This window comes from Lunatimonas sp., from assembly GCF_020832325.1.
Classification (GTDB): Bacteria; Bacteroidota; Bacteroidia; order Cytophagales; family Cyclobacteriaceae; genus Lunatimonas.
Map to the genome: position 1 here is coordinate 39960 of NZ_JAFIEU010000032.1, position 23219 is coordinate 63178.

At 47.0% G+C, this 23219-nt stretch carries 20 protein-coding genes; 10 read left to right on the top strand and 10 right to left on the bottom strand.

Features of this window, described 5'->3' with window-relative positions; genetic code table 11:
• Positions 1–22: 22 nt before the first annotated feature.
• Positions 23–1801: a 30S ribosomal protein S1 gene (rpsA, locus tag JJU34_RS12185; protein WP_228692652.1), complete on the top strand. Its 1779-nt coding sequence runs from the start codon at positions 23–25 to the stop codon at positions 1799–1801.
• A 42-nt stretch (positions 1802–1843) separates the two neighbouring features.
• Here rpsA and JJU34_RS12190 read toward each other — a convergent pair whose 3' ends face one another.
• On the bottom strand, positions 1844–3088 hold the full coding sequence (locus tag JJU34_RS12190; RefSeq protein ID WP_228692653.1) for a metallophosphoesterase: 1245 nt from the start codon (positions 3086–3088) through the stop codon (positions 1844–1846).
• Positions 3089–3208: 120 nt separating this feature from the next.
• Here JJU34_RS12190 and JJU34_RS12195 point away from each other — a divergent pair, with 120 nt between their 5' ends.
• From JJU34_RS12195 to JJU34_RS12210, 4 genes are all read left to right on the top strand, one after another.
• On the top strand, positions 3209–4285 hold the full coding sequence (locus tag JJU34_RS12195) for a metallophosphoesterase (RefSeq protein WP_228692654.1): 1077 nt from the start codon (positions 3209–3211) through the stop codon (positions 4283–4285).
• Positions 4286–4370: 85 nt separating this feature from the next.
• Positions 4371–4784 carry an META domain-containing protein gene (locus tag JJU34_RS12200; RefSeq protein ID WP_228692655.1) on the top strand — a complete coding sequence of 138 codons (414 nt, stop codon included), beginning with the start codon at positions 4371–4373 and terminating at the stop codon, positions 4782–4784.
• A gap of 10 nt (positions 4785–4794) precedes the next feature.
• On the top strand, positions 4795–5214 hold the full coding sequence (locus JJU34_RS12205; RefSeq protein ID WP_228692656.1) for a hypothetical protein: 420 nt from the start codon (positions 4795–4797) through the stop codon (positions 5212–5214).
• A 21-nt stretch (positions 5215–5235) separates the two neighbouring features.
• Positions 5236–5796, top strand: coding sequence for a DUF1349 domain-containing protein (locus JJU34_RS12210; RefSeq protein ID WP_228692657.1), 561 nt, complete (start codon positions 5236–5238; stop codon positions 5794–5796).
• Between the two features lie 31 nt (positions 5797–5827).
• Here the strand turns inward: JJU34_RS12210 and JJU34_RS12215 are convergent, their stop codons facing one another.
• Genes JJU34_RS12215 through tsaD form a run of 4 tightly spaced genes read right to left on the bottom strand, consistent with a single transcriptional unit; the run spans position 5828 to position 8597 of the window.
• The gene (locus JJU34_RS12215; protein WP_228692693.1) at positions 5828–6334 is read right to left on the bottom strand and encodes an HNH endonuclease; all 507 of its coding nucleotides are present in this window, start codon (positions 6332–6334) and stop codon (positions 5828–5830) included.
• Between the two features lie 8 nt (positions 6335–6342).
• The gene (locus JJU34_RS12220; RefSeq protein WP_228692658.1) at positions 6343–7158 is read right to left on the bottom strand and encodes an NlpC/P60 family protein; all 816 of its coding nucleotides are present in this window, start codon (positions 7156–7158) and stop codon (positions 6343–6345) included.
• Positions 7124–7588 carry an SsrA-binding protein SmpB gene (gene smpB / locus JJU34_RS12225; protein WP_228692659.1) on the bottom strand — a complete coding sequence of 155 codons (465 nt, stop codon included), beginning with the start codon at positions 7586–7588 and terminating at the stop codon, positions 7124–7126. Before smpB ends, JJU34_RS12220 begins: the two co-directional genes overlap by 35 nt.
• Positions 7581–8597 carry a tRNA (adenosine(37)-N6)-threonylcarbamoyltransferase complex transferase subunit TsaD gene (gene tsaD / locus JJU34_RS12230; RefSeq protein ID WP_228692660.1) on the bottom strand — a complete coding sequence of 339 codons (1017 nt, stop codon included), beginning with the start codon at positions 8595–8597 and terminating at the stop codon, positions 7581–7583. The genes smpB and tsaD overlap by 8 nt, the downstream gene beginning before the upstream one ends.
• Before the next feature lie 11 nt (positions 8598–8608).
• Here tsaD and JJU34_RS12235 point away from each other — a divergent pair, with 11 nt between their 5' ends.
• The 4 genes from JJU34_RS12235 (at position 8609) to JJU34_RS12250 (ending at position 16471) form a co-directional block, all read left to right on the top strand.
• Positions 8609–13216 (top strand): translocation/assembly module TamB domain-containing protein, encoded by a 4608-nt coding sequence (locus tag JJU34_RS12235; RefSeq protein ID WP_228692661.1) that lies wholly within the window; start codon positions 8609–8611, stop codon positions 13214–13216.
• A 37-nt stretch (positions 13217–13253) separates the two neighbouring features.
• Positions 13254–14549, top strand: coding sequence for a deoxyribodipyrimidine photo-lyase (locus JJU34_RS12240; RefSeq protein ID WP_228692662.1), 1296 nt, complete (start codon positions 13254–13256; stop codon positions 14547–14549).
• Between the two features lie 123 nt (positions 14550–14672).
• Positions 14673–15635, top strand: a complete 963-nt coding sequence (locus JJU34_RS12245) for a DUF2027 domain-containing protein (protein ID WP_228692663.1) — start codon at positions 14673–14675, stop codon at positions 15633–15635.
• A 2-nt stretch (positions 15636–15637) separates the two neighbouring features.
• A complete protein-coding gene (locus JJU34_RS12250) occupies positions 15638–16471 on the top strand; it encodes a hypothetical protein (RefSeq protein WP_228692664.1) in 834 nt (277 codons plus the stop codon).
• Positions 16472–16482: 11 nt separating this feature from the next.
• Here JJU34_RS12250 and JJU34_RS12255 read toward each other — a convergent pair whose 3' ends face one another.
• Entirely contained in the window at positions 16483–17628 is a 1146-nt protein-coding gene (locus tag JJU34_RS12255; RefSeq protein WP_228692665.1) for a cystathionine gamma-synthase, read from the bottom strand.
• Between the two features lie 209 nt (positions 17629–17837).
• On the opposite strand from JJU34_RS12255, the gene JJU34_RS12260 reads away from it, so the two are divergent.
• Positions 17838–18515, top strand: coding sequence for a VTT domain-containing protein (locus JJU34_RS12260; protein WP_228692666.1), 678 nt, complete (start codon positions 17838–17840; stop codon positions 18513–18515).
• Positions 18516–18560: 45 nt separating this feature from the next.
• Here JJU34_RS12260 and JJU34_RS12265 read toward each other — a convergent pair whose 3' ends face one another.
• The 4 genes from JJU34_RS12265 to JJU34_RS12280 all read right to left on the bottom strand — a co-directional run bounded on the left by JJU34_RS12265 (position 18561) and on the right by JJU34_RS12280 (position 23178).
• On the bottom strand, positions 18561–19418 hold the full coding sequence (locus JJU34_RS12265; RefSeq protein WP_228692667.1) for a TraB/GumN family protein: 858 nt from the start codon (positions 19416–19418) through the stop codon (positions 18561–18563).
• Between the two features lie 32 nt (positions 19419–19450).
• The gene (locus JJU34_RS12270) at positions 19451–20182 is read right to left on the bottom strand and encodes an RluA family pseudouridine synthase (protein ID WP_228692668.1); all 732 of its coding nucleotides are present in this window, start codon (positions 20180–20182) and stop codon (positions 19451–19453) included.
• Between the two features lie 54 nt (positions 20183–20236).
• Positions 20237–21817 (bottom strand): peptide chain release factor 3, encoded by a 1581-nt coding sequence (locus JJU34_RS12275; protein WP_228692669.1) that lies wholly within the window; start codon positions 21815–21817, stop codon positions 20237–20239.
• A gap of 137 nt (positions 21818–21954) precedes the next feature.
• Entirely contained in the window at positions 21955–23178 is a 1224-nt protein-coding gene (locus JJU34_RS12280) for an ATP-binding protein (protein ID WP_228692670.1), read from the bottom strand.
• Between the last annotated feature and the right edge of the window lie 41 nt (positions 23179–23219).

A 23219-nucleotide genomic window follows, 5' to 3' on the forward strand; every position in this document is an offset into this window, starting at 1 on the left:
ATTTTCAGGGTCATTGCGTATTATGCCAAACAACGAAGATTTTAACTGGGACAAGTACGAAACCAAAGGATTTGGTGAAGGCTATACCCAAGCAGAGCGTGCCGAAATGGAGAAGCTCTACGACAAAACCCTCAACGAGATCACCGAGAAGGAGGTCATCACGGGCACCGTCGTAGGCATCAACGACAAGGATGTCATCATCAACATCGGCTTTAAGTCCGACGGATTGGTACCCTTGAGTGAATTCCGCGACCTGGAAGACCTCAAAATAGGTGACGAAGTGGAACTGTTTATCGAAGAACAGGAAAACTCCCTGGGACAGCTTGTGCTTTCCCGCAAAAAAGCCAAAATGGTGAAAGCCTGGCAACTGATCGAAGACGCGTTGGAATTTGACAACGTGATCGAAGGATTGGTGAAAAGAAGAACCAAAGGTGGTCTGATCGTAGACATCTACGGTGTGGAAGCCTTCTTGCCAGGATCTCAGATAGACGTGAAACCGATCCGCGATTTCGACATCTATGTGGGTAAGAAAATGGAAGTGAAAGTGGTGAAAATCAACCACGCTAACGATAACGTAGTCGTTTCACACAAAGTCCTGATCGAAAAAGATCTGGAAAAACAAAAAGCAGAAATCCTCAACAACCTGGAAAAAGGTCAGGTGTTGGAAGGAGTGATCAAAAACATGACCAACTTCGGTGTGTTCATCGACTTGGGTGGTGTAGACGGACTTCTGCATATCACCGACATCTCTTGGGGACGTATCAACCATCCCGAAGAAGTGCTTAACCTGGACGACAAAGTTCAGATTGTGGTACTTGACTTCGACGATGACAAGAAGCGTATCTCCCTCGGCATGAAGCAGCTTACTCCGCATCCATGGGATTCGCTTTCTGCTAACCTAGAAGTAGGTTCCAAAGTGGAAGGCAAGATCGTGAACGTGGCAGATTATGGCGCATTCTTGGAATTGGCTCCCGGTGTAGAAGGATTGATCCACGTGTCCGAAATGTCCTGGTCTCAGCACCTGCGCAACCCTGCCGACTTTGTAAAAGTAGGTGACGAAATCGTTGCAGTGGTACTTACCTTGGACAAAGACGACCGAAAAATGTCCCTTGGTATCAAGCAGCTTACCGAGGATCCTTGGACCAAGCAGGAGATGGCAGCAAAATATGCTGTAGGAACCAAGCACAAAGGCATCGTAAGAAACCTGACCAACTTCGGACTGTTCTTGGAACTGGAAGAAGGAATCGACGGTTTAGTGCACGTGTCGGACCTGTCATGGACCAAGAAAATCAAACACCCTTCCGAATTCGTGAAAGTAAACGAAGAATTGGACGTAGTGGTATTGGAACTGGATCTGGACAACAGAAGATTGGCATTGGGTCACAAGCAACTCGAAGAAAACCCTTGGGATACCTTCGAGAGCGTATTCCCTGTAGGCTCTGACCACAAGTGTACCATCATCTCTAAAAACGACAAAGGAGCTATCCTTGAACTTCCCTATGGTTTGGAGGGCTTTGCCACCACCAAAAACCTGGAGAAGGAAGACGGTTCTCAAGCAGAAGCTAGCGAGGCCCTAGACTTCAAAGTGATCGAGTTTTCCAAAGATGACAAGCGTATTGTGCTTTCGCACACGGCTACCTTTAAGGAAGATGCTTCACTGAAAGGCAAGAAAGCGCCTGCGAAGAAGAAACCAACGGGAACCGAATCCGCTGCGCCAGCAGCAGAAAAATCTACCCTTGGTGATTTGGATGCCTTGTCTGCTTTGAAAGAAAAGATGGACGAAGAAGCAAATAAAAAATAAGTACATACGCTTATTCTATTAGAAGCGCTGAAGGGAAATCCTTCAGCGCTTTTTTTTGGGCTTTAGATTCAGTTCGCCGATTACCTCACCATCATCCTTTACCATGGTGGCTTGTACATTTTCTCGGGTGCAGACTACTTTGATCAGCGTCCGGTTACCAGCCACTGGCCCGCCTCCAATCATCACCGGATAGCTGTGATCGGCATCCGGAGGATGTATACCGTAGCGATGGGTATGCCCGGACAGCATCAGGTCAATCCCGCCTTGTTCCAATAGGTCCCCAAACATCTCCCGGCAATGCGTAGGCCCGTGCCAATCTCCGGAATGCCACAGCGGTATATGTATCAGCACCACCTTAAATGTCGCCTGCTTAAAGGCCTCCGACTGAATTTCCCTACGCAGCCATTCGCGCTGTACCTCCCGGTAGGGATCAAATGCCACCAAGCCCCTGTATTCCCAATTGTCGTCTGACTTGTCTTCTCCTCCATCCAGCACAATGATGCGGACAGGCCCTCTGTTGAATGCATGGTAAAACCTCTCGTCTACAAAGGAAAAATAATCGGGGATCTGCCGGGAAAAAGCACCGCGCACTTCGTGATTGCCCTGCACGAAGAGAAACGGGGTCTCTTTGGCAAAAATATCCACACAGGGGCGTAAAAACTGTTGAACAACCTGCTCCTCGGATTCCGTATTGTCAAACACATCCCCATTGAACACCACCAGATCAAAGTCCTTTTCATTCCCTTTGTAGCCAAAACGGTACAGCAGTTCCGGGATGGTTTGAGGCCGTTCGTGGTGATCGTTAAATACGACCATACGAAAACTGGACTCATCGGCAGCCGGGGTTTGAAAGGAGTAAACAGGGCTTGTATAGGTGGTCCCAAAGTGAAACTGTGAACCGCTGACCCGGACAATCTCTGTGGAAACAATCCGATATTTGTGGGACCTCCCGGATTTAATTCCTTTGAGTTTGATCTTATTTACCCGATTATTGGCCTGAATCAGTCCGTTGTGCACATCAAAAAACTTCCGGTGCAGGTGATTCCCGTCACCGTATTCCACCCAACTGAAACAATTACGGTTGGTAATCCACATGATCGTTGCTTCGTCATGCAGGACATTTTGCAGATAGGGGCCGGCCTGTACCTCCAGGGGCTCATCTTCGTTTTGTGCCATGAGTCCTGCTGTGGGTAGCAAGCTGAGAGATCCTAAGGCGGTAATCTTTTGGAGAAAAGAGCGGCGGCTGGCCGGTGTGATAGACGTGTGATCGGAGGTTTCTGAAATCATGTGTATATAAAAACGGGTATTTTGGCTTGCCTAAAATAGAAAAAATCCCGCTCGGAAAAAACAAAGAGGTGGCAGTACGGGAAAATGCTATCTTTAACCATACAAAAACCTACAAAAAAAATGAACTATCGCATCGTGTTGGCGTATTGCCTGGCTTTTATTTGGTTTGGACTCTCAGCTTCTGCCCAAAACCAGCTTTTTCAAGCCCCTGCTCTCGAAAAGGAAGACGCTTGGTCCCTAGTTTTGATCCCCGACACGCAATCTTATGTGAAGTTCAAACGGAACCAGCCTATCCTGGATCTCATGGTAAACTGGTTGGACGAACACATTGATCCGTTACATGTAAAGTTGGTGCTTCATGTGGGTGATCTGGTAGAACAAAACGGCTTGATGAATCCCGACGGTAAAGTGGCCAATCAGACCGGCATCCAACAATGGGAGGCCGTTGCCCGGTCCTTCGCCACTATTGACGCTAAGGTCCCTGTGATTGCCACCACGGGAAACCATGATTTTGGCATCGTCAACATTGAAAACAGACAGACTTCCTATAACAGGTACTTTCCCCTGGAAAAAAACCACCACAACCAGCAAATGATCCGCGATGTCGCTTTGGATGAAGACGGAATGCCTACCTTGACCAACGCTACCTATGAATTCACCTCTCCTGAAGGAAGAAAATTCCTGATTTTGGTGCTTGAGTTTGCACCTAGGGAGGCGATGCTGCAATGGGCGATCGAAACTGTAAACAAAGATGCGTATAAAAACCATACCGTCATCTTATTGGCTCATTCGTACTTGGACAGAAACAGTAACCATATCGAGACAGAAGGCTATTCCATCACGGACCGTAACTACGGAAAAGCAATCTGGGAAAAACTGGTAAAGCCATCCAAAAACATTCAATTGGTCTTTTCTGGACACATTGGCGCACCCGATGACAAATCCGGCCACGTCGGATTCCGAACCGATATCAATGCAGGTGGAAAGAAGGTCCACCAAATGACCTTTAATGCCCAGGCACTAGGCGGAGGATGGCATGGAAACGGAGGAGATGGCTGGTTACGTCTGCTGGAGTTTCAGGGCAATCGGGTAGCTGTACGCACCTTCTCTCCGCTGTTCGCTATTTCACCCAGCACCCGGCATTTAGCATGGGGGGAGGACGCTTTCGCTCCCTTTTCCTTTGAGCTGGATGAATAATTGCGGAAAATTTTAGCTCGAAATGTAGCATTGGGTAGGATTTTTGCGTCTGGTAGTTGAAGACTAAACCAACTCCTATTTTACCATGATCAAAAAATTCACCCCTGTGCTGCTGGCACTCGGCCTGTTAGCCTATGCTTGTCAGTCGGACGAAGAACCTCCGCAAATCCAATCACTTGCCCACACCCATTGGGAGGTGACAGGGTATATGCCAGAAACTGCTGCGGCGATGCATTCCAGCCCCATAAAGTACAGGCTGGCGTTTCTAAGTGATTCCACCTTTATCCTGAAACTAGACGCAAATGCCCTAACTGGGAAGTTTAGTTATGGTCCAGGAGGAACCTTTCGTGTTACGGAGGTCAAAAAAACGCAGGATTGCTGCGACAACGTCTACGCACTGGAAATGGAAGCGATATTCAAAAGTGCTACTGACCTTACGCTACGCCAAGACATGGGCACGCTGGCAGGAAAAGGAGAACTTTATCTAAGACGAAAATAATGCACACTCGATGAACCTGTACCGATTAGTAGTAGGTATCTTTTTGATAGGAATTCAGCTTTCCTGCGGTGAGGAGGATGAACTAATTGCCTGTAATGCCTTCCCTACGGTAGACAATGCGCTTTATGTACAACTCGGTAACGACGTACAGGTTACACAGGCATCTATGCTATCTGGCTGCCTGGAGATCCGCTATTCGTATCAGGGATGTGACGGAAACCGGGAAGCTGCGTTGGTATTTGACGATCGAGTAGCCGAGAGCTTCCCTCCGACCCGCTGGGCACGATTGTATATGGAAGAAGCGGGTGATTGCGCGCAAACCCATTCACGCACCCTACGGGTTGACCTTACCCTAATACAGGTGGCTGATCTGAACAGTGTGCAAATCGTTTTGGAAGGATGGCCCGATCCTATTGTTTACAGGTATTAGCTTTTACAAAACCGATCTTCTATGTTCGAGAAATTTACGTGGATCAACGAACCGAAACGTTGGAAGCTCACCGAAACTGCCTGCTCAATGATTACGGATGCCAAAACGGACTTTTGGAGAAAAACGCATTACGGATTTATCCGGGACAATGGACATTTTTTTTATACGGAGATTTTCGGAAAGTTTGAAATCAAGATCAAAATCTCCGGTAGCTACCGAGATCTCTACGACCAAGCCGGCATCATGCTTCGGCAAGACGAAAAAAACTGGCTAAAGACTGGTATTGAATACGTACACGGACAGCAACAGGTCAGTGCGGTGGTGACCCGGGAATTTTCCGATTGGTCGGTTAGCCCCTATGTCGGCAACCCAGCGCATCTTTGGCTAAAGCTAACCAGGGAAAACGATTTCGTGGAGATCCAATACGCTTCCGATGATAGAAATTATGAGCTGTTGCGGATCGCATACATGCCTCCAAGTGATTCGATTTTTGTGGGATTGATGGCAGCCTCGCCGGATGGGGAAGGGTTTGAGGTTTCTTTTTCCCAGATGCAAATTACCCAAGATGGCCTTAGTGGGTAGATTCTAAAACTTACAAGACGTTAAGAACCCCCTACCCTACCTTAACCTCTAAAAAAGGCAGCCACTCCTCTGCATGGCGTTCGGCGTACTCTGCCAAAAAATAGGAGAGTGTAGGTCTGAAGGGCTGTCGACTTAGTTGCATGCCCATTTGTTCTGGAGTTTTGTCCCCTTTCAGGGTATTGCATCTGTGGCAAGCTGTCACCAGATTATTCCAACTCGTTTTTCCACCTTTCGACTTGGGCACTACGTGATCGATGGTTAGGTTTTTGGCAGATCCACAATACTGACAACTCATGTGGTCCCGTTTGTACAAATTGACTCTATTGAGCATTACGCCACGGTAGGGTATGTTTTTGTATTCGTACAAGCGGATAACCGCAGGGTAATGAAAATCCCTGTCAACCGTCCGTATACGTAGATGATCAAAATTGGCAATAGGTGTCGCCTTTTCCAACAGGGTGAGTACGATAGCCTTTTGAACATTTACCACCGCAACCGGGGTATGGTCTAGGTTTAATACCAACACTTTTTTATCCATTCGCTCCATCATAATGATACCAGCTTGATGAATTCATGAACTTGGTTCCGACCGGAAATGTTTCGCTTGGCAACCGCCTTATCCGGGTTGAAAGGGGTGATCACCAGCGCTCCGTGCATTTCGATAAGCTCTTCATTGCCCAGATACATTCCTACCCGGTCTGGAATCTGAGCTAAATTCTTAAAGACCACCAAGTCTCCAGGCAACAGCTCAGCGTGGTCAATGTGCGTTCCGTAATCCAACAAAGAAGAAAGGTATGCCGGAACCGTATATCCAGCTTGTTTATAGACCAGGTGAACGAATGCAGCCATACTTAAGCCATAGAGACTCCTTCCTCCGTAAAAAAGAGGAGTATTCACAAACGCGGTTGCCAAATTAACCAATTGATCACGATTGTATTTTTCGGAAAAGCTCTTCCAGGCACCCTGAATTTGCACACTTTCCCGGAGATCAAAGAGCTCGTTGTCTGAAAAATACAGGTTGCTACCTGGAAGCAGGTTTAGCTGTCTACCTGAGAGCTGTATGGTCACAATAGCCGATAGAGTGACTTGAAAATCATTTTGTTGCAGACGGTGAAAAGCCTCCTCTCCCAGGGAGTCGTGCTGCACCGCACGTATCCACCCGGAACCAGCAAACCGCTCGGCTTCGATCATCAGCCATTGACGATCCTCCGAAACCTTCAGTAATCGATAGGTCTCCCCATAGAGTAATTGGCTGACTAATCCTGATCCGATAGAAGCCGAAGCATAGACCGGCAAAAGGCTTACTCGGCAGATTCCGAACGTATCCTCAATAGGCCATGCGTTGAAGGTCCCGTTTTGCATCTTTTTCCTTTATAGACTGTCGCTTGTCGTGGGTTTTCTTTCCCTTTGCCAAGGCTATCTCTACCTTCGCCAATCCCCGGTCGTTGATAAAGACACGAACTGGCACAATGGAAAGACCCTTTTCAGAAAATTTAGCTTCTAATTTATTCAACTCCTGACGGTTAAGCAACAGTTTTCTTTCACGAACCGGATCGTGGTTATAATGAACGGCCAAACTATAGGGGGCTATGTGCATTTGCTTGATAAACAATTCCCCTTTCCTAAAATAGCAATAGGCCTCTGTAAGGGACACTTTCCCCTCCCGGAGAGACTTAATTTCAGTGCCCCTTAGTGAAACTCCTGCGACGTATTTGTCCAAAAATTCGAACTCAAAACTCGCTTTTTTATTCTTTATATTGATGATTTTCTCGAATCTACTCTTCTTAGTCATTGTTTCCGATTTTCATTTTTGCCGAAGGACTTACCTCCAAATCACAAAAGATCCCGCGCTGGTATTTGAAATAACCTGCCATGGCGATCATCGCCGCATTGTCTGTGCAATATTCCAGACGAGGGACAAATACCTGCCATCCCATTTCCTCCGCCAGATCGGTGAGGGTTTGCCTTAATCCCCTATTGGCCGAAACACCCCCAGCAATGGCAATCTGACTAACACCATACGTCGCTGCCGCCTTCTTCACCTTCAGCATCAACATACTGATTAGGGAAAATTGAACGGACGCACAGATATCCGCCATCCTGGTTTTGATAAAGTCAGGATCTTCCTTTAGCCTATCCCTCAGAAAGTACAACACCGCCGTTTTGATCCCACTAAACGAAAAATCCAGTCCCTTCATACTGGTCACCGGAAAACTAAAAGCATGGGGATCTCCCGCTGCAGCTAGCTTATCCAGGTGGGGACCTCCCGGATAGGGCAAACCCAGTAGTTTGGCGGTTTTGTCAAATGCCTCACCTACTGCATCGTCCAGTGTCTCTCCGACCACCTCCATGTCTAAATAGTCCCGAACCAACACCAACTGGGTATGTCCTCCACTGACAGTCAGGCAAATAAAAGGAAAAGAAGGCTTGGGGTCCTCGATAAAATGAGCCAAAATATGGGCTTCCATGTGATTCACCTCGATCAACGGGAGCCCTAGACCAAAGGCAAAGGCTTTGGCAAAAGAACCTCCCACCAACAAGGATCCCAACAGTCCCGGACCACGGGTAAAGGCGACTGCACTTAGCTCCGCTTTTGATATCCCCGACTGACTGAGTGCTTCATGGATCGTTGGGATCAGGTGCTGCTGATGTGCCCTAGATGCCAACTCCGGAACCACCCCTCCATATTTCTCGTGAACAGATTGGGTAGCAATAATATTATTGAGTACTTTGCCATCAGAAATCACCGATGCTGACGTTTCATCACATGAGGATTCGATAGCTAATATATTTACGGTCATTTATTTTACGATTGGAAAAGAAATCGAAAGTTACGGAAATTTTACGTAAAGCACTTAAACTGCTTTCGAGGGTAACGCTGTTCTTTTTGGTCCTGTTCCTGTTGGCTGTGGGCTTGCTGCAAATCCCCTTTATCCAAACAACGGTCGCGGGATATTTCACCTCCCTGATCTCCGAACGAACTGGCTACCGAACCCATATAGATGCCGTAAACATCCGCTGGTGGGATGCCATAAGTCTGAAAAACGTAACCGTATACGATTTGCAGGATAGCCTCATGGCAGACCTAGAAGAGGTGTACATCGATTTTTCGATCAGAGGATTGCTGGATGCCGAAAATCCCGGACTGGACGAGGTTTCCCTGAAGCAGGGAAATGTACACCTCATCACCCATCTGGGAGACGACCAACTAAACATCAATGTCTTCCTGGAGCGCTTGGGTCAGATCTTCAAAACATCCACCTCTAAAACGGATAAAAAAGCGATTAAATTCGTGATCGATGCCATCAGTTTGGAAAAAACTTCCCTGGACATCTTCGACTACAACGTCCAACTACTTGCCAACACATTCGACTACAGCAGGTTGCGATTTCGAAATCTCGTAGCCATAGCAGATAACTTTTGGGTGCATTCGGACACAGTTGCCTTTGACCTAAAGTATCTGCAAGGCACAGAGGCTACCTCCGGTATTCCGGTCCAACAGCTACGAACGGAGTTCACTTATAGTTCTACCGGAATGGAACTGGCAAACCTTTACCTACGATCAAACCAAACACAGATCAAAGATTACTTGCGCTTTAGCTATGACAGTCCCCGCAGCTTGCGGAATTTCACCGAGGAAGTGCGCATCTCCGCCAATTTAGATGAAGCGGTGCTGCATCTTCCAGATTTGGAATACTTTTCGGCTACCTTTCCGGATGTGGATGACCTGGTTTACCTAAGTGGCGAGGTACATGGCACCGTTCAGGAACTGCTATCGGAACAGCTACTGCTTCGATTTGGAGAGCGCAGTGCGTTATTTGGGAAGTTCAGCATTCGGGGACTACCGGAAATCTCGGAAACTTATTTCAATCTTTCCCTGGTAAACTCCACATTGATAAGTGCAGACTTGAAGCCGTATGTGAGCCCCGCAGCGCAAAAAGAACTGGATAAATTCCGGGATATCCGCTTTGATTCCGATTTTTCCGGCTTGTTATCTGAATTTACCGCTAGTGGTGATTTTCGTACCCGTATAGGGACCTTTCGGGGTCGGGTGAATTTCCGGTATACCGACGACAACACTCCCTACTATCAAGGCAATTTGGAAGCAGTCAACCTGGATATCGGTATTTTGCTGGAAGACCGGCAACTCTTTCAAAAGGCAAGTTTCCGTGGAAACTTCAAAGGCTCTGGACTCACTGCGGAATCGGCGTTGATCGAACTGGATGCCAACTTCCGCAACCTCGGCATCAACAACTACAACTATTCGGGTATAACCACCAACGCTACCTTCGGAAAGGAACTCTTTACCGGGCAGCTAAAAATCAAAGATCCAAACCTGGTGATGGATGTGGACGGCACGCTGGACTTACGAAACCAAAAGGACTCCGCAAACCTGATCCTCAAGTTGGATACGGCGTTCCTACAGGAACTGAATATCACGAAAAACAACCTCTTTTTAAGTGGAAGCTTTGAGCTTGACACAAAGGGTATAGAGCTCGACAATATCGAAGGAGTGACCCGGTTTAGGGATGTACTGATCAGTTACGAGGGCAGGGACCTATTTCTGGACTATTTTCTGTTTCAGTCCTTGTTTACCGACGAATCCCGGGTCATTTCATTAAACTCCGACCTGCTGGTAGCCGGCATATCCGGGAAATTTCAAGTGGCGGAGCTCGTAACGGACGTGCAGGAATTATGGGAGGACTACCTGAACATTGTAACCAATGAACCCACCAAAAAACGACTTCCCGGGGCTAGCGACGATTACTACATCGATATTTACATGGACTTAAGGGACCCAAATCCGATCATAAACCTCTTGGAGCCTTCCCTGTACATTTCGCATCAGACCTCCTTGGAGGGAGCTTTCTATCAGACAGCAGAAAACACCGTTTTTAATTTTTTCGCAGCCATTGACACCATCTATTTCAACGGCAATTACTTTTTTGACAACAACATAGACTTCAACACGGCTAAGCGAAAAAATTCTTCCGACGTCTTGGCGGCCTTTTACCTCTATTCCAAGCGGCAGCAATTGGGATCGAGCCTGACTTTCCACAACCTGGCCACCGAAGCCATCTGGAGTGAATCCACTATAGACCTTCGGGTAGGCCTGGATCAGCTAGCCACTGACAGCTACCTGCGGATCAACAGTGAAATCAAATTGGAGCCAGGCAACACGATGATCACCTTGGAACCATCAGACATCAAGCTTTTGGATAATTACTGGGAGTTTGTTACCGATAACAGTATTTACCTTAGAAACGACGAAGTGGCTTTCAACAACGTGAAATTATTCCACGAAGACCAGTACATCTCTGCCAATGGTAAAATCAACGCCAATCCTTCCGAATCATTGGATATCAAAATAAATGACCTAAGCTTGGACTTTCTGAATTCCTTTGGGCTGATGCGCTACGAAGGTGTGGCAAATGGTGCATTGATCTTGACGGAATATCAACGCAAAGATGGCTCTGAGGGCTATCTGAATATACGGGATATCCATTTAAACGATTTCTTGATCGGTGATATCGATGCGTCGGCATTTTTTGAAGACGAGTCCATTTATGTACAAATTGACAATTTCCGTGAAAACAAAAAATCCATCGAGGTAAGGGGTACTGTCGGTGATTTTGACAACGAACTGAACTTGGTGGCCATATTTGAAGAAACCAACCTCGCGATCGCCGAACCGTTTTTGCAGGGGCTGCTTTCCGATCTAAGTGGTACAGCCAGTGGGAGGTTAAAGGTAGAGGGTACTCTGGGAAAGCCGGAGGTTACTGGGCAGGGTACACTCTCGGCAGGGCGGTTTTTATTCAACTACCTGAACACCCAATACCTGGCAGACGGAGAAGTCTTGTTTGACCCAAACGAAATCAGCTTTAGAGCGGTGACGCTTCGGGACATCAACAACAACCGGGCGACCCTATCCGGAGGACTCACCCACGATAATTTCTCCAACTTTATCGTTGACGTCAATGCCTCCCTTACCAACATGCAGGTACTAAATACCACACTGGCCAACAACGAACTGTTCTATGGAACCGCCTTTGCCACCGGTACCGTCGCTGTATTTGGGGCCTTCAACAACCTTGAAATTACAGCTAACGCTACCTCCCAACCAAATACACGCATTTTTATCCCACTAAGCAGCAGCGATGCCCAAGTACAAGAGGATTTCATCACCTTTATCAATGTATACGACACCACTGCCCATGCAGGTACCGGCAGTCGCGGCCAAAACTCCGCCATCAGCAATCTGAACCTGAACCTAAACCTGGATTTAAACCCCAACGCATACTTGGAGATTCAAATCGACCCTAGAACGGGAGAAAATATCCAAGGGCGTGGACGGGGTGTGCTAAATCTCAACGTGGATACGCAGGGAAATTTCAACATGACCGGCACGTATGAAATCGTCGATGCGCTATACAATTTCTCCTTGTACAACATTATCAACAAACGATTTGTGATCGAGCCGGGTGGCCGCATCACCTGGTTTGGTGATCCCTATCAGGGAAACATGAATATTCGAGCGAGTTACGAAGAAAATGTATCGATGATTGGTTTGCAAAACAACCCCAATGCCTCCGAATTTGAAACTGCCGAGCTAAAACGCAGGTATCCGGTAAAGGTGATCATGAACCTTGAAGGCCAGCTTCTCTCGCCCGATATTGGTTTTGCTTTTGACTTTTCGGCCTTCCCAGAGGGCAGCGAACTCCAAACGACCATTTCGGCCTTCCAGAACCGATTGGCAAATGACGAGCAGGAAAAAAACCGGCAAGTGTTTTCCCTCATCATGCTTCGGCGGTTTTCCCCGCCGGGCCAGTTCAGCGGTGCAGGAATAGGATTTTCCAACCTGAGTCAATTGGTTTCTTCCCAACTGAATAGCCTCATTGCGCAGGTGGATCAGAACCTCGAAATAGACTTCGACCTCACTGCCTTGGATGAAACCGCGCTGGAAACGTTTCAGTTGCGCGTTGCCTACACATTTTTGGATGGACGGCTGCGGGTTACCCGTGACGGAGGGTTTACAGACCTTCAGGGGAATGCTGACTTCAATACCATTGCGGGAGATTGGCAGGCCGAATACCTCCTAACCGAGGATGGTCGTTACCGAGTGAGGGTTTACAACCGCAATAACTTCAATACCCTGACGGCATTGGCGATTAATAACCGGGCCCCAAACACCTATGGGGTTTCCGTATCACAGAATTTACTGTTCAGTTCCTTTAGAGAACTCTTCCAGAACCTCAGCAGAAGAAGTCGCACGCCGCAGCAATTTATAGACGATGACAACTCACTCCGGTACAATTTCGAAATCAAACTGGATGAACTGGCGCCAGATCTTTTCAAGCCGGATCCCGAGTTGGAGAGACCCGCCATTCAGATCTTAGACAGGCCTGCTGATTTTCGATAACGCGCAAACATTTTTGACTCGGGTTGATTTATAAGAGATGGAAAAGGTTACGGTATTTTGGTTTAGAAGAGACCTCCGGCTGGAAGATAATTACGGCCTTTATTACGCCTATACACAAGAAGTGAATGTGCTGCCGTTGTTCATCTTTGACACGGAAATTCTGGAAAAACTGGAAGACAAACAGGATGCCCGGGTTACTTTTATCCATGAACAACTGCAAAGACTACAGCGGGAGTTGGCAGCATTTGGCAGTAGCTTGTTGGTAAAAATCGGCAGTCCACTCAGTGTCTACCAGTCGTTACTAGGTGAATACGACATTCAATGCGTGTACACCAACCGGGACTACGAGCCCTATGCTCGGGAAAGAGATAAAGCTGTAAGCAACTTACTGAAAGCCAAGGGAATCTCCTTTTTGGATTTCAAAGACCAAGTAATTTTCGAAAAAGACGAGATACTGACCGATAGCGGTCAGCACTATAAGGTATTTACACCCTACAGCCGCAGTTGGAAACAGCGCTTGCAAGCGACCAAACTCAGCCAAGTGCAGTTGGATCCCAAAAGAAACAGCTTCTTTCATACCCAGCCCTTCCCCCTGCCCTCATTGGATGAAATAGGCTTTCAAGAAGCTACTATTTCCATCCCTCCTTTGGAAATCAACCGCCCACTGATCCAACATTACGATGAAACGCGGAATTTTCCGGCAAAGCCCGGCACTTCCAGGCTCGGCATACACCTTCGCTTCGGAACCATTAGTATCCGTAAGTTGGTATCCGAAGCCATGCCGCTAAATGAAACCTTCCTGAACGAACTGATATGGAGGGAGTTTTACATGATGATCCTCTATCATGCCCCTCAAGTAGTCAACCAAGCATTTAAACCGGCATACGACCACATTCCCTGGAGAAATAATGAGGAGGAATTTCAAGCATGGTGCACTGGGAATACCGGATACCCCATCGTGGACGCGGGGATGAGGGAACTTAACGCCACGGGCTACATGCACAATCGGGTACGCATGATCACGGCTAGCTTTCTGACCAAACACCTATTGATTGACTGGCGCTGGGGAGAAGCTTACTTCGCAAAAAAACTACTGGACTTTGAATTGGCCTCCAACAACGGGGGCTGGCAATGGGCGGCGGGTACCGGCACAGACGCCCAACCCTACTTCCGGGTTTTTAATCCCACCTCGCAGCAGGAGAAATTCGACAAAGACAGAAAATACATCCAAAAATGGGTTCCCGAGTGGAATTCGCCAAATTACCCCAAGCCGATAGTTGATCATAAATTTGCACGGGAGCGCGCCCTGGAAACCTATAAAGCGGCCCTTTAGCCCCGAACTGTATATTCCATACCGGGAGTTTTTGTATCCTCTTGCCGAAAACCGTTTACTTTTAGAGATTTTTTATGTTCTTTACATTCGAAACCCTGATTTCAGGTAATCCAAAAAGAACACATGAACGTAGGAGATAAAGTAAGATTGCTTCACGGCAAAGAAGAAGGCACTATCACGAAAATCCTGCCAGGGGGTGAAGTGGAGATAGAAATAGAGGAAGGATTTCGTATCCCCGCACTAAAATCGGAAGTGGTTCTAATAAGTGAGGTGGAATCCACGTATTTTGGATCCGAAAAAACACCAACTACCACCTGGCAGCCTAAAACTGCGAAAGCCGCTACCGATGCCGGAACAGGCTTGTACTTGGCCTACATTCCTTTTAACGACCACAACCACGGAGTTTACCTCGTCAATAACCTGAACAAGGATGTGCTGTATGCCGTATCTGAAGTGCACGGCGAAAATTCCAAAACACTGGGTGCGGGCGTAGCCAAGGCAAAGTCCCAACACATGGTGGAAGAGAAATCCATCAAGCTTTTCGAAGAATGGCCGGCACTGCTAATACAGATCATCCCTATCAATTTCCGCCTTGAAAAAACAACAAAACCATTCGAACGAAAGGTGAAATTCAAGGCCTCTTCCTTTTTCAAAAGCAAAGGCAGGGCACCGGTATTGGAGAAAGAGGGCTATGTGTTCCAATTGGACCAAACTGTGTCCGATTTAGACGTGCAAAAGCTGAATCAAGAACTCAACCCAAAAAACGCGGTGGACAAACCCCTCCGCCAGCAGTTTAGCCGGCCGGAGCGGGAAATTGATCTTCATATTGAAAAACTCAGTAGTGAACATGAATTTCTGAGCAACTCAGATAAGCTCAAGATACAGATGGAGGCGTTTGAAAAAAACCTGAACTACGCCATCGCTACAGGCATGGATGAAATCACCTTTATCCATGGGATCGGAAACGGCGTACTACGGAAAGAAATCCACCGCTACCTAAGTCAATTAAACCACATCAACTATTTCAAAGACACCCATAAAAGTAACTTTGGCTACGGGGCAACTTTGGTCAAAATCCACGAATAGCTATGGAGGAACATAAGGTAAAAGTACTGAAACTCTTTGAGGTGCAACTGGAGGAAGGGAAGTCTCTTTTCGAGGATTTAACCCGTAAAATACGTTCCAAAAAAGCCATTGCCTTGGAAGAAAAATTATTCTTCTTCCAGACGTTTCTCGAACTGCTGGGCAAAATCCACTTCAAAGAAAAAACGCTCAGCCTCAAGCTCTTTAGTCCTTTCGATCTCATTTTCCGGAATACCAAAAAAATCCACCATATCAAACTTATCGAACAACAGTTGCTACTCTACCAGGAGGCACTCAAAGAATCCTACCCTTCCTATTTAGACGAAATCGACAAACATAAGAAGTCCATCTACAACGATGTTTTTGATACCATCGTAGCTGCACCACTCAAAATATGGGAGGATCTCTATGTTACGGTATATAACTACACCAAAAATCTCACACCGCTTCAGCTTAACACCTCTAGCAACCAAATCATCAACGAGGAGATAGACTTTTCTCAGTTTGACGTTAAGAATGAACCAGATCCTCAATCCATCAAGAATGTGTATGAAAGCCTGCAAAAAATCATCCTACTCGAAAGGGTACGCATGAGTGGTGGGCTGAACCCCGTATTTACTTTTCCAGTACACGAAAAGATCAATACGCTTACCTTGTCGAAATACGCCTGGTACCAAAACCACCTTTTTTTTCAACATTTCATCCACTATCTGCGGGACAAAGAACAGTTGGAAAAGAAATACCTATCCCTGGCCAAACACACAAAAAAACAACACAAAGCGCTCACGAATGACGTAATCAACATGAGCGATGTACTGTTTACCAAAGTATTTCAATAAAGAGTCATTTCCTACAATACATCCAACGCAGCGGCTAAATCCCGCTTTAGATCCTCTGCATCCTCTATCCCTACACTCAAGCGGATCAACGAGTCCACCAAGCCTACTTTCTCTCTTTCTTCCTTTGGAATACTGGCATGGGTCATCGTGGCTGGGTGTCCACATAGCGACTCCACGCCCCCTAGGGATTCCGCCAAAGAAAAAAGATGCAAATGCTCCATTACCTTGAAAGCAGCTTCCGTACGATTGTCCTTCAGGGTAAAGGATATCATCCCACCAAAATCCTTCATTTGCTTCAGCGCTATCTGATGGTTGGGATGAACCTCAAAACCCGGCCAGTACACACGCTCAACCTTCGGATGGTTAACCAAGAAGGCCGCAATGGTCTTTCCATTCTGACTATGCCGCTCCATTCTTATATGGAGCGTTTTGATGCCCCTCAGGACCAGAAAGCAATCTTGGGGACCTGGCACGGCACCGCAGGCATTTTGCAAAAACGCCAACTCCTGCCCCAATTGCTCGTCATTTACTACGATCGCACCCATGACCACATCGGAATGTCCAGCAAGGTACTTGGTCACGGAGTGCATCACGATATCCGCTCCTAAGTCTAGCGGAGTCTGCAAAAAAGGAGTGGCAAAGGTATTATCCACCGCCAACAATACACCCCGCTCTTTTGTGATCTCGGCAATACCTGCGATGTCGATGATATTCATCATGGGGTTAGTCGGTGTCTCTACCCAGATCAATTTGGTCTTTTCATTGATGTACTCATTCAAATCCTCCACACGCTCCATGGAAACAAAATGGAACTTGATTCCATATTTCTCAAAAACCTTGGTAAAAATCCGGTAGGTTCCTCCGTACAGGTCATTGGTACTAATGACTTCATCGCCGGGCTTCAACAGCTTCAAAATCGCGTCAATTGCGGCCATTCCCGAGGCAAAACACAGCCCAATTTTACCGTTCTCCAATGCTGCGAGGTTATCCTGCAGGGTGGTCCTAGTAGGGTTGTGAGTACGGGAGTATTCGTACCCTTTGTGATCTCCGGGTGCCTGTTGCACATAGGTGGACGTCTGAAAAATCGGGGTCATAATTGCCCCTGTAGAGGGATCAGGAGCTATGCCTGCGTGTATCGCTTTGGTTGCAAATTTCATGTTTCTTTTTTTCAAAGGTAGTAGAGGCCTCGCTTTTTTATACCCATAGCTTGACTACAGGTACCTCGTGACCAATTCCCTGTGTTCTGATAGTACTGCTACAAGCAACGTGCCGAAACAAATTTGATTGCTGCTTCCACACAGAGGGTTCGGCAAAACTTTACTAGTTTTGTCCAAAGATGGAGAAAAAACCGACTTTTTTCAAACGTATGAGGGACATTTCCCAGCGTAACCCTCAATTCTTTTGGGCCTTGGCTTGGGTCGCTGTGATTCCTAGTGTCGGATCCTTGCTCAGCATCCAATACCTGCTGGTAAACTATGACCAATGGACCGTTCCGGTACTGGATTCTCTTCTGTCAATAGGGATATTCGTCGCTGTGACTGCTTGTAGCATGGGCTTTGCCCTGATTCCAACCACCCTGCTAGCGATTCTTTCGGGATATATTTGGGGCTGGCAAGCATTTCCGTACCTTATTGCCGCATACACCCTTGCTGCTGCGCTAGGCTACCTAGCAGGAAGATCGGTTAGCGCTGACATGCTGGACCCACTGCTCGAGCAATACCCAAAAGCCAGAAAAGCCATCGACACCAAGCGGCAACAAATCGGAAGTTTGATCTTTTTTATACGAATCAGTCCCGCTATCCCCTTTGCCTTTTCAAACATACTTTTTGCACTACTTGGCACGGGGTTAAAGCGGGTTCTTTGGTTCGGTCTTTGGGGCATGCTTCCCAGAACTACACTGGCATTTTCATCAGGGATCTTTGCCGAAAACCTCTACGAAGCCATTCACGATGCTTCCCGATCCAACACAGACTTCATCCTTATTTTTTGTTTTTTGGCCATTAGCATCGTGGGAATTTGGCATTTCTTCCGTCAAAAATCCTGACACAAAAAGTTACCCACTCGGCACATCCTGTTGAAGCGTCTCTGCTTATTTTCGTTCGATTCGCTTGAGACGGTACCCTTCGTTTTTCAGTAGTTGAATAAGACCATTCTCCCCGCCCAAGTGTCCTGCCCCTACAGCGAAGAATACAGGACCCTCCCGCATCCATTTGCCCATGGGCTCGATCCAGTTCAGATTTCTATTGTCCAATAAGATGTCTTGGTAATCTCGGTACTCCGGACTTTCAGACACCATCTTTACCAGCAATTCTATGTCTTCATCCCTATAGGCTTTGATCAGCCGTTGAAATTCTACCCTCCCTTTATCCAAGTCCATCGCATACTCATAAAAACTCCGGTATTGTTCATCGAGAGGAATCTGATCAAATACCGATAGCTGATCATCTACCGACTCCAGCCCGTGAATTTCGGCCTTCGTAGACTTGGCCAATTTCATTAGCTCGGACTCGTAGGACTTTGTCTCGCACTCCAATAAACTTGGGTAAATCAATGACATCAGCATAAAAGGTCTAAGCTTTTTTAACATCCCAATATCCACACCGGTGCGCTCCATCAGCAGGTTACGGATCTCTTTATATTCGCCATCCGACAAATAATCCGTTATAGATTCTCCACCCTCGTTATGCATTTTTGACATCATGGAGATGGCGAGGTTTGGATCGTCCAGATCAACTTCCAAAATCAGGGCCTTCGAGCCAGCCAGCTTTTCGGTCAATACGCCCCCTAGCTGCAACTCATCCTCACACAACAGATGGACCGTGCCCATCAAATACGAGGGCTTAGAAAGACCATTTCCTGAAATCTCCCAAAAAACACCCTGATCCTGCCCCGTTACCGGAAAGGTTAGGACAAAAAACAGACATACCCTTCCAATCGCTCCAATCATATTTTTCAATTTTTCAAAGGGTACACAAAAACTCAGCCACTAAAAGTACGGTCCAAATGCTGATCCTTGGCCCTTACCTCTTCAAATTCCAAAAATTGCTCCCAGAAAGACTCCTCTGGAAGTGCCGCCCTGATATAAAGCCGCTCTTTCTTGACTGGATGGTCAAATACCAGGTGGAAAGCATGCAGGTTAATGCTGGCATCCAGATTTGGCTTGGGAAACCCGTACTTTACATCACCTCGGATGGGACAGCCCAATGATGCAAGCTGCACCCGAATCTGATGGGGTCGCCCGCTTATAGGCCTCACCTCCAAGAGCCAATGCTCGTTCAGTTGACCCAACCTCTTGTAATTGAGCTCTGCTTTTTTTGCCCCTGGAACTTCCCGGTCGTACGCGGTCACTACGTTCTTTTGTTCATCTTTTACCAACCAATGAGTCAGCTTACCCTTTTCTTCGTTGGGCTTGCGCTTCACCACCGCCCAATAGACTTTGTGAATATCCCGCTTTCTAAACAGTGCCGTCATCCGTTCAAGGGATTTGGACGTCCGGGCAAACACCACTATGCCACTCACTGGACGGTCAATCCGATGTACCGGATGTAAAAACACCTCGCCAGGCTTCTGGTATTTCTCTGCAATGTAATCCTTGCAGTAATCGGTAAGCGTTTTATCTCCAGTCTTATCGCCCTGAACCAAGACCCCCGACCTTTTATTGACGATGAGCAGGTGGTTATCTTCGTAGATTACATTAAAAGGCTTCTTCATAGGTCAATGTCTGCTTGCAGGTGTAAAGGTACTCAAATCCAGATAGATCTCCGGTCAGTACTCAGAAGTAAAATGAAATTCAATTTCCGGAAAATTATCCTGAACCATTTGCAGCCAAGCCTTGCTTTCGGCCATGAACACCAACTTTCCATCCTTGTCCCGAGCGATGTGCCGCTGCTTGGAACGAATAAACTCATCCAGCTTCTTCCGGTCCGAACTATGAATCCAACAGGCTTTGTATAGGTTCATAGGAACAAAATCCGCTGTCGCATTGTACTCATTCTTCAATCGGAACTGGATCACTTCAAACTGAAGTTGCCCCACAGTGCCCACCACCTTTCGGGCACCTATTTCAAAGGTAAACAACTGGGCTACTCCCTCCTCCATAAGTTGCTGAAGTCCCTTTTCCAACTGCTTGGTCTTCATGGCATCTTTGTTCACCACCTCCCGGAAAATCTCGGGCGAAAAACTAGGGATCCCCTTGAAATGCAGGTCTTCCCCCTCGGTAAGCGAATCGCCGATCTTTAGGTTACCGGTATCGTACAATCCCACAATGTCTCCCGGAAAAGCCTCGTCGACAATCTCCTTATCCTGTGCCATAAAGGATGTGACATTCGAAAACCGCAATGCTTTGGTGCCACGAACGTGATTGTAGGGCTTGTTACGCTCAAACCTACCGGAACAGATCCTCAAAAAGGCAATTCGGTTCCGGTGTTTCGGGTCCATATTGGCGTGTATCTTGAAGATAAACCCGCTAAACTGATCCTCATCCGGCTTAACTTCCCTTGCTTCCGTTTGACGGCTTCTGGGGGTAGGGGCTATTTTGATGAACGTGTCCAACATTTCCTGAATCCCAAAGTTGTTCACTGCTGAACCAAAAAAGACAGGAGCAACCTTCCCTTGAAGATACTCTGCAGTATCAAAGTCAGGATAAACTCCCTCTATCAACTCCACATCCTCGCGCAACTGATTGGCCAGGGTGGTTCCGATGTACTCATCCAAACGGCTATCGGACAAATCTTCGATGGTCATGCGGTCATCGGTGATTTTCCGCTGACTTGGTGTAAAAAGATTGAGCTGCTTGTCGTATAAATTATACACCCCCTTAAAGGATTTCCCCATCGAAATGGGCCATGACAGGGGACGCACCTGAATGGATAGTTTCTCCTCCACCTCGTCCAACAACTCATAGGGATCCCTTCCCTCCCGGTCCAACTTATTGATGAAGCAAATTACCGGCGTGTTTCGCATTCTACAAACCTCCATCAGTTTCTCCGTCTGTATCTCGACTCCCTTTACGCAGTCTATAACCATGATCACGGAATCCACGGCAGTAAGGGTCCGGTAGGTATCCTCCGCAAAGTCCTGGTGACCGGGCGTATCGAGCAGGTTAATCTTTACACCTTTGTACTCAAACCCCATCACCGAGGTAGCTACCGAGATTCCCCGCTGCTTCTCGATCTCCATCCAGTCCGACTTGGTAGCTGTATCGATTTTATTTGACTTAACGGCCCCCGCTGTCTTGATTGCACCGCCAAAAAGCAACATCTTTTCGGTTAGGGTGGTCTTTCCAGCATCAGGGTGTGCTATAATTCCAAAGGTTTTCCGCTTTTGGATTTCTTGAATCAAACTCATGGTATCACAGGGGTAATTTCAGCCTGCAAAGGTACGGAAAATCAATAAGAAATCGCGCATGACCAGCGCTTCACGACTAGAGATGATTAAAAATGATACTAGGCTACAGAAACTAGGCCTTGCACCAATCAAAAAAACTACCACATGGTTTCATCTTTAAACTGTGCGGGATCGGTGACACCCCGAAGGACCACCCGGAAAGTGGTGCCTTTGCCTAGTTCGGATGCGTTTACGAAAACCCGTCCCTGATGATATCCCTCAATGATACGCTTGGCCAACGTAAGTCCCAATCCCCAGCCTCGCTTTCGCGTGGTAAAGCCCGGATTGAATACCTTCTTAAACATCCCCTTTTCCATCCCCTTGCCTGTATCGCTAATGTCAATAAAAACGTATTTCTCGCTTTCCTTGACGATATCTATGCTGATCATTCCCTGCCCTTTCATGGCATCCACCGCATTCTTGCAGATATTCTCCACTACCCACTCAAACAGCGGTTTGTTCAACATAGCCTCAATGTTCTCTGCATGGGAGTTGAGCTTAATTTCCACCTTGCTGGAAATCCGGGGCCGAAGGTAGGTGATGGTTTCCTCCACGGCATTGTACACATTCTCTGCCTTGATCACCGGTGTACTGCCTATATTGCTAAAGCGCTCTGTAACCACTTGGAGCTTTTTGACGTCTTTATCGAGCTCCATGATGACTTCCTTGTTTTCCTCCCAAACGGGTGAATTCTTAAAGTAATCGATCCAGGCCATCAAAGAGGCCAAGGGCGTGCCTAGCTGATGGGCGGTTTCTTTGGTCAGCCCGGCCCAAAGTCTGTTTTGCTCAGCTACCCTTGATTGGTTAAACAACGCATAAGCCAAAAGTCCGAATACCAAAATGACCGAAAGCTGAACGTACGGATAGTATCGCAGCCTAGTTAGCAACTCGGAATTCCGGTAATAGATAAAATAACTATCCTGCAGCTTGATAGGCTCATACAGTGCCATCATCTCTGCCAGTTCCGCACGCAGCTGCCGGTCAATTTCTGCGTCTGTGCTGTTTCGTTTGAATTTGATATTCTTGTACTCCAAAGGGTTACCGGACGCATCGGTGGTTATCACCGGAATGGAGCGGTTTTCTTGAATGATGTCTTGAAAGATAAAGGTTAAGTTGTCTGAATTAACGGAGGCGTACTCCAAGGCAGATGCATACAAATCCACTTGCCGGCGTTCTCGTTCCTTTAATTCCTCTACCAGCGTGTTGGTATAATAAATCGACCCAATACTGATCACTAGGGAAAAGCCAAAAATAATCCACTTCACCTTGCCTTTATTCTGATAAAAATCCAGCGTAGTGAGATCCTGAAATGTACTTTTCATAAAATATGGTCCGAATGAGCTAGGTACACACGTTTTTCTGC

What these genes read in the sequence shown, in the direction of transcription:
- JJU34_RS12190 (WP_228692653.1), bottom strand. Translation starts at nt 3,088, where the DNA reads ATGATTTCAGAAACCTCCGATCACACGTCTATCACACCGGCCAGCCGC.
- smpB (WP_228692659.1), bottom strand. Translation starts at nt 7,588, where the DNA reads ATGACTAAGAAGAGTAGATTCGAGAAAATCATCAATATAAAGAATAAA.
- rpsA (WP_228692652.1), top strand. Translation starts at nt 23, where the DNA reads ATGCCAAACAACGAAGATTTTAACTGGGACAAGTACGAAACCAAAGGA.
- JJU34_RS12215 (WP_228692693.1), bottom strand. Translation starts at nt 6,334, where the DNA reads ATGGATAAAAAAGTGTTGGTATTAAACCTAGACCATACCCCGGTTGCG.
- JJU34_RS12280 (WP_228692670.1), bottom strand. Translation starts at nt 23,178, where the DNA reads ATGAAAAGTACATTTCAGGATCTCACTACGCTGGATTTTTATCAGAAT.
- JJU34_RS12270 (WP_228692668.1), bottom strand. Translation starts at nt 20,182, where the DNA reads ATGAAGAAGCCTTTTAATGTAATCTACGAAGATAACCACCTGCTCATC.
- JJU34_RS12200 (WP_228692655.1), top strand. Translation starts at nt 4,371, where the DNA reads ATGATCAAAAAATTCACCCCTGTGCTGCTGGCACTCGGCCTGTTAGCC.
- JJU34_RS12275 (WP_228692669.1), bottom strand. Translation starts at nt 21,817, where the DNA reads ATGAGTTTGATTCAAGAAATCCAAAAGCGGAAAACCTTTGGAATTATA.
- JJU34_RS12255 (WP_228692665.1), bottom strand. Translation starts at nt 17,628, where the DNA reads ATGAAATTTGCAACCAAAGCGATACACGCAGGCATAGCTCCTGATCCC.
- JJU34_RS12210 (WP_228692657.1), top strand. Translation starts at nt 5,236, where the DNA reads ATGTTCGAGAAATTTACGTGGATCAACGAACCGAAACGTTGGAAGCTC.
- JJU34_RS12220 (WP_228692658.1), bottom strand. Translation starts at nt 7,158, where the DNA reads ATGCAAAACGGGACCTTCAACGCATGGCCTATTGAGGATACGTTCGGA.
- JJU34_RS12250 (WP_228692664.1), top strand. Translation starts at nt 15,638, where the DNA reads ATGGAGGAACATAAGGTAAAAGTACTGAAACTCTTTGAGGTGCAACTG.
- JJU34_RS12260 (WP_228692666.1), top strand. Translation starts at nt 17,838, where the DNA reads ATGAGGGACATTTCCCAGCGTAACCCTCAATTCTTTTGGGCCTTGGCT.
- JJU34_RS12240 (WP_228692662.1), top strand. Translation starts at nt 13,254, where the DNA reads ATGGAAAAGGTTACGGTATTTTGGTTTAGAAGAGACCTCCGGCTGGAA.
- JJU34_RS12265 (WP_228692667.1), bottom strand. Translation starts at nt 19,418, where the DNA reads ATGATTGGAGCGATTGGAAGGGTATGTCTGTTTTTTGTCCTAACCTTT.
- JJU34_RS12205 (WP_228692656.1), top strand. Translation starts at nt 4,795, where the DNA reads ATGAACCTGTACCGATTAGTAGTAGGTATCTTTTTGATAGGAATTCAG.
- JJU34_RS12195 (WP_228692654.1), top strand. Translation starts at nt 3,209, where the DNA reads ATGAACTATCGCATCGTGTTGGCGTATTGCCTGGCTTTTATTTGGTTT.
- tsaD (WP_228692660.1), bottom strand. Translation starts at nt 8,597, where the DNA reads ATGACCGTAAATATATTAGCTATCGAATCCTCATGTGATGAAACGTCA.
- JJU34_RS12245 (WP_228692663.1), top strand. Translation starts at nt 14,673, where the DNA reads ATGAACGTAGGAGATAAAGTAAGATTGCTTCACGGCAAAGAAGAAGGC.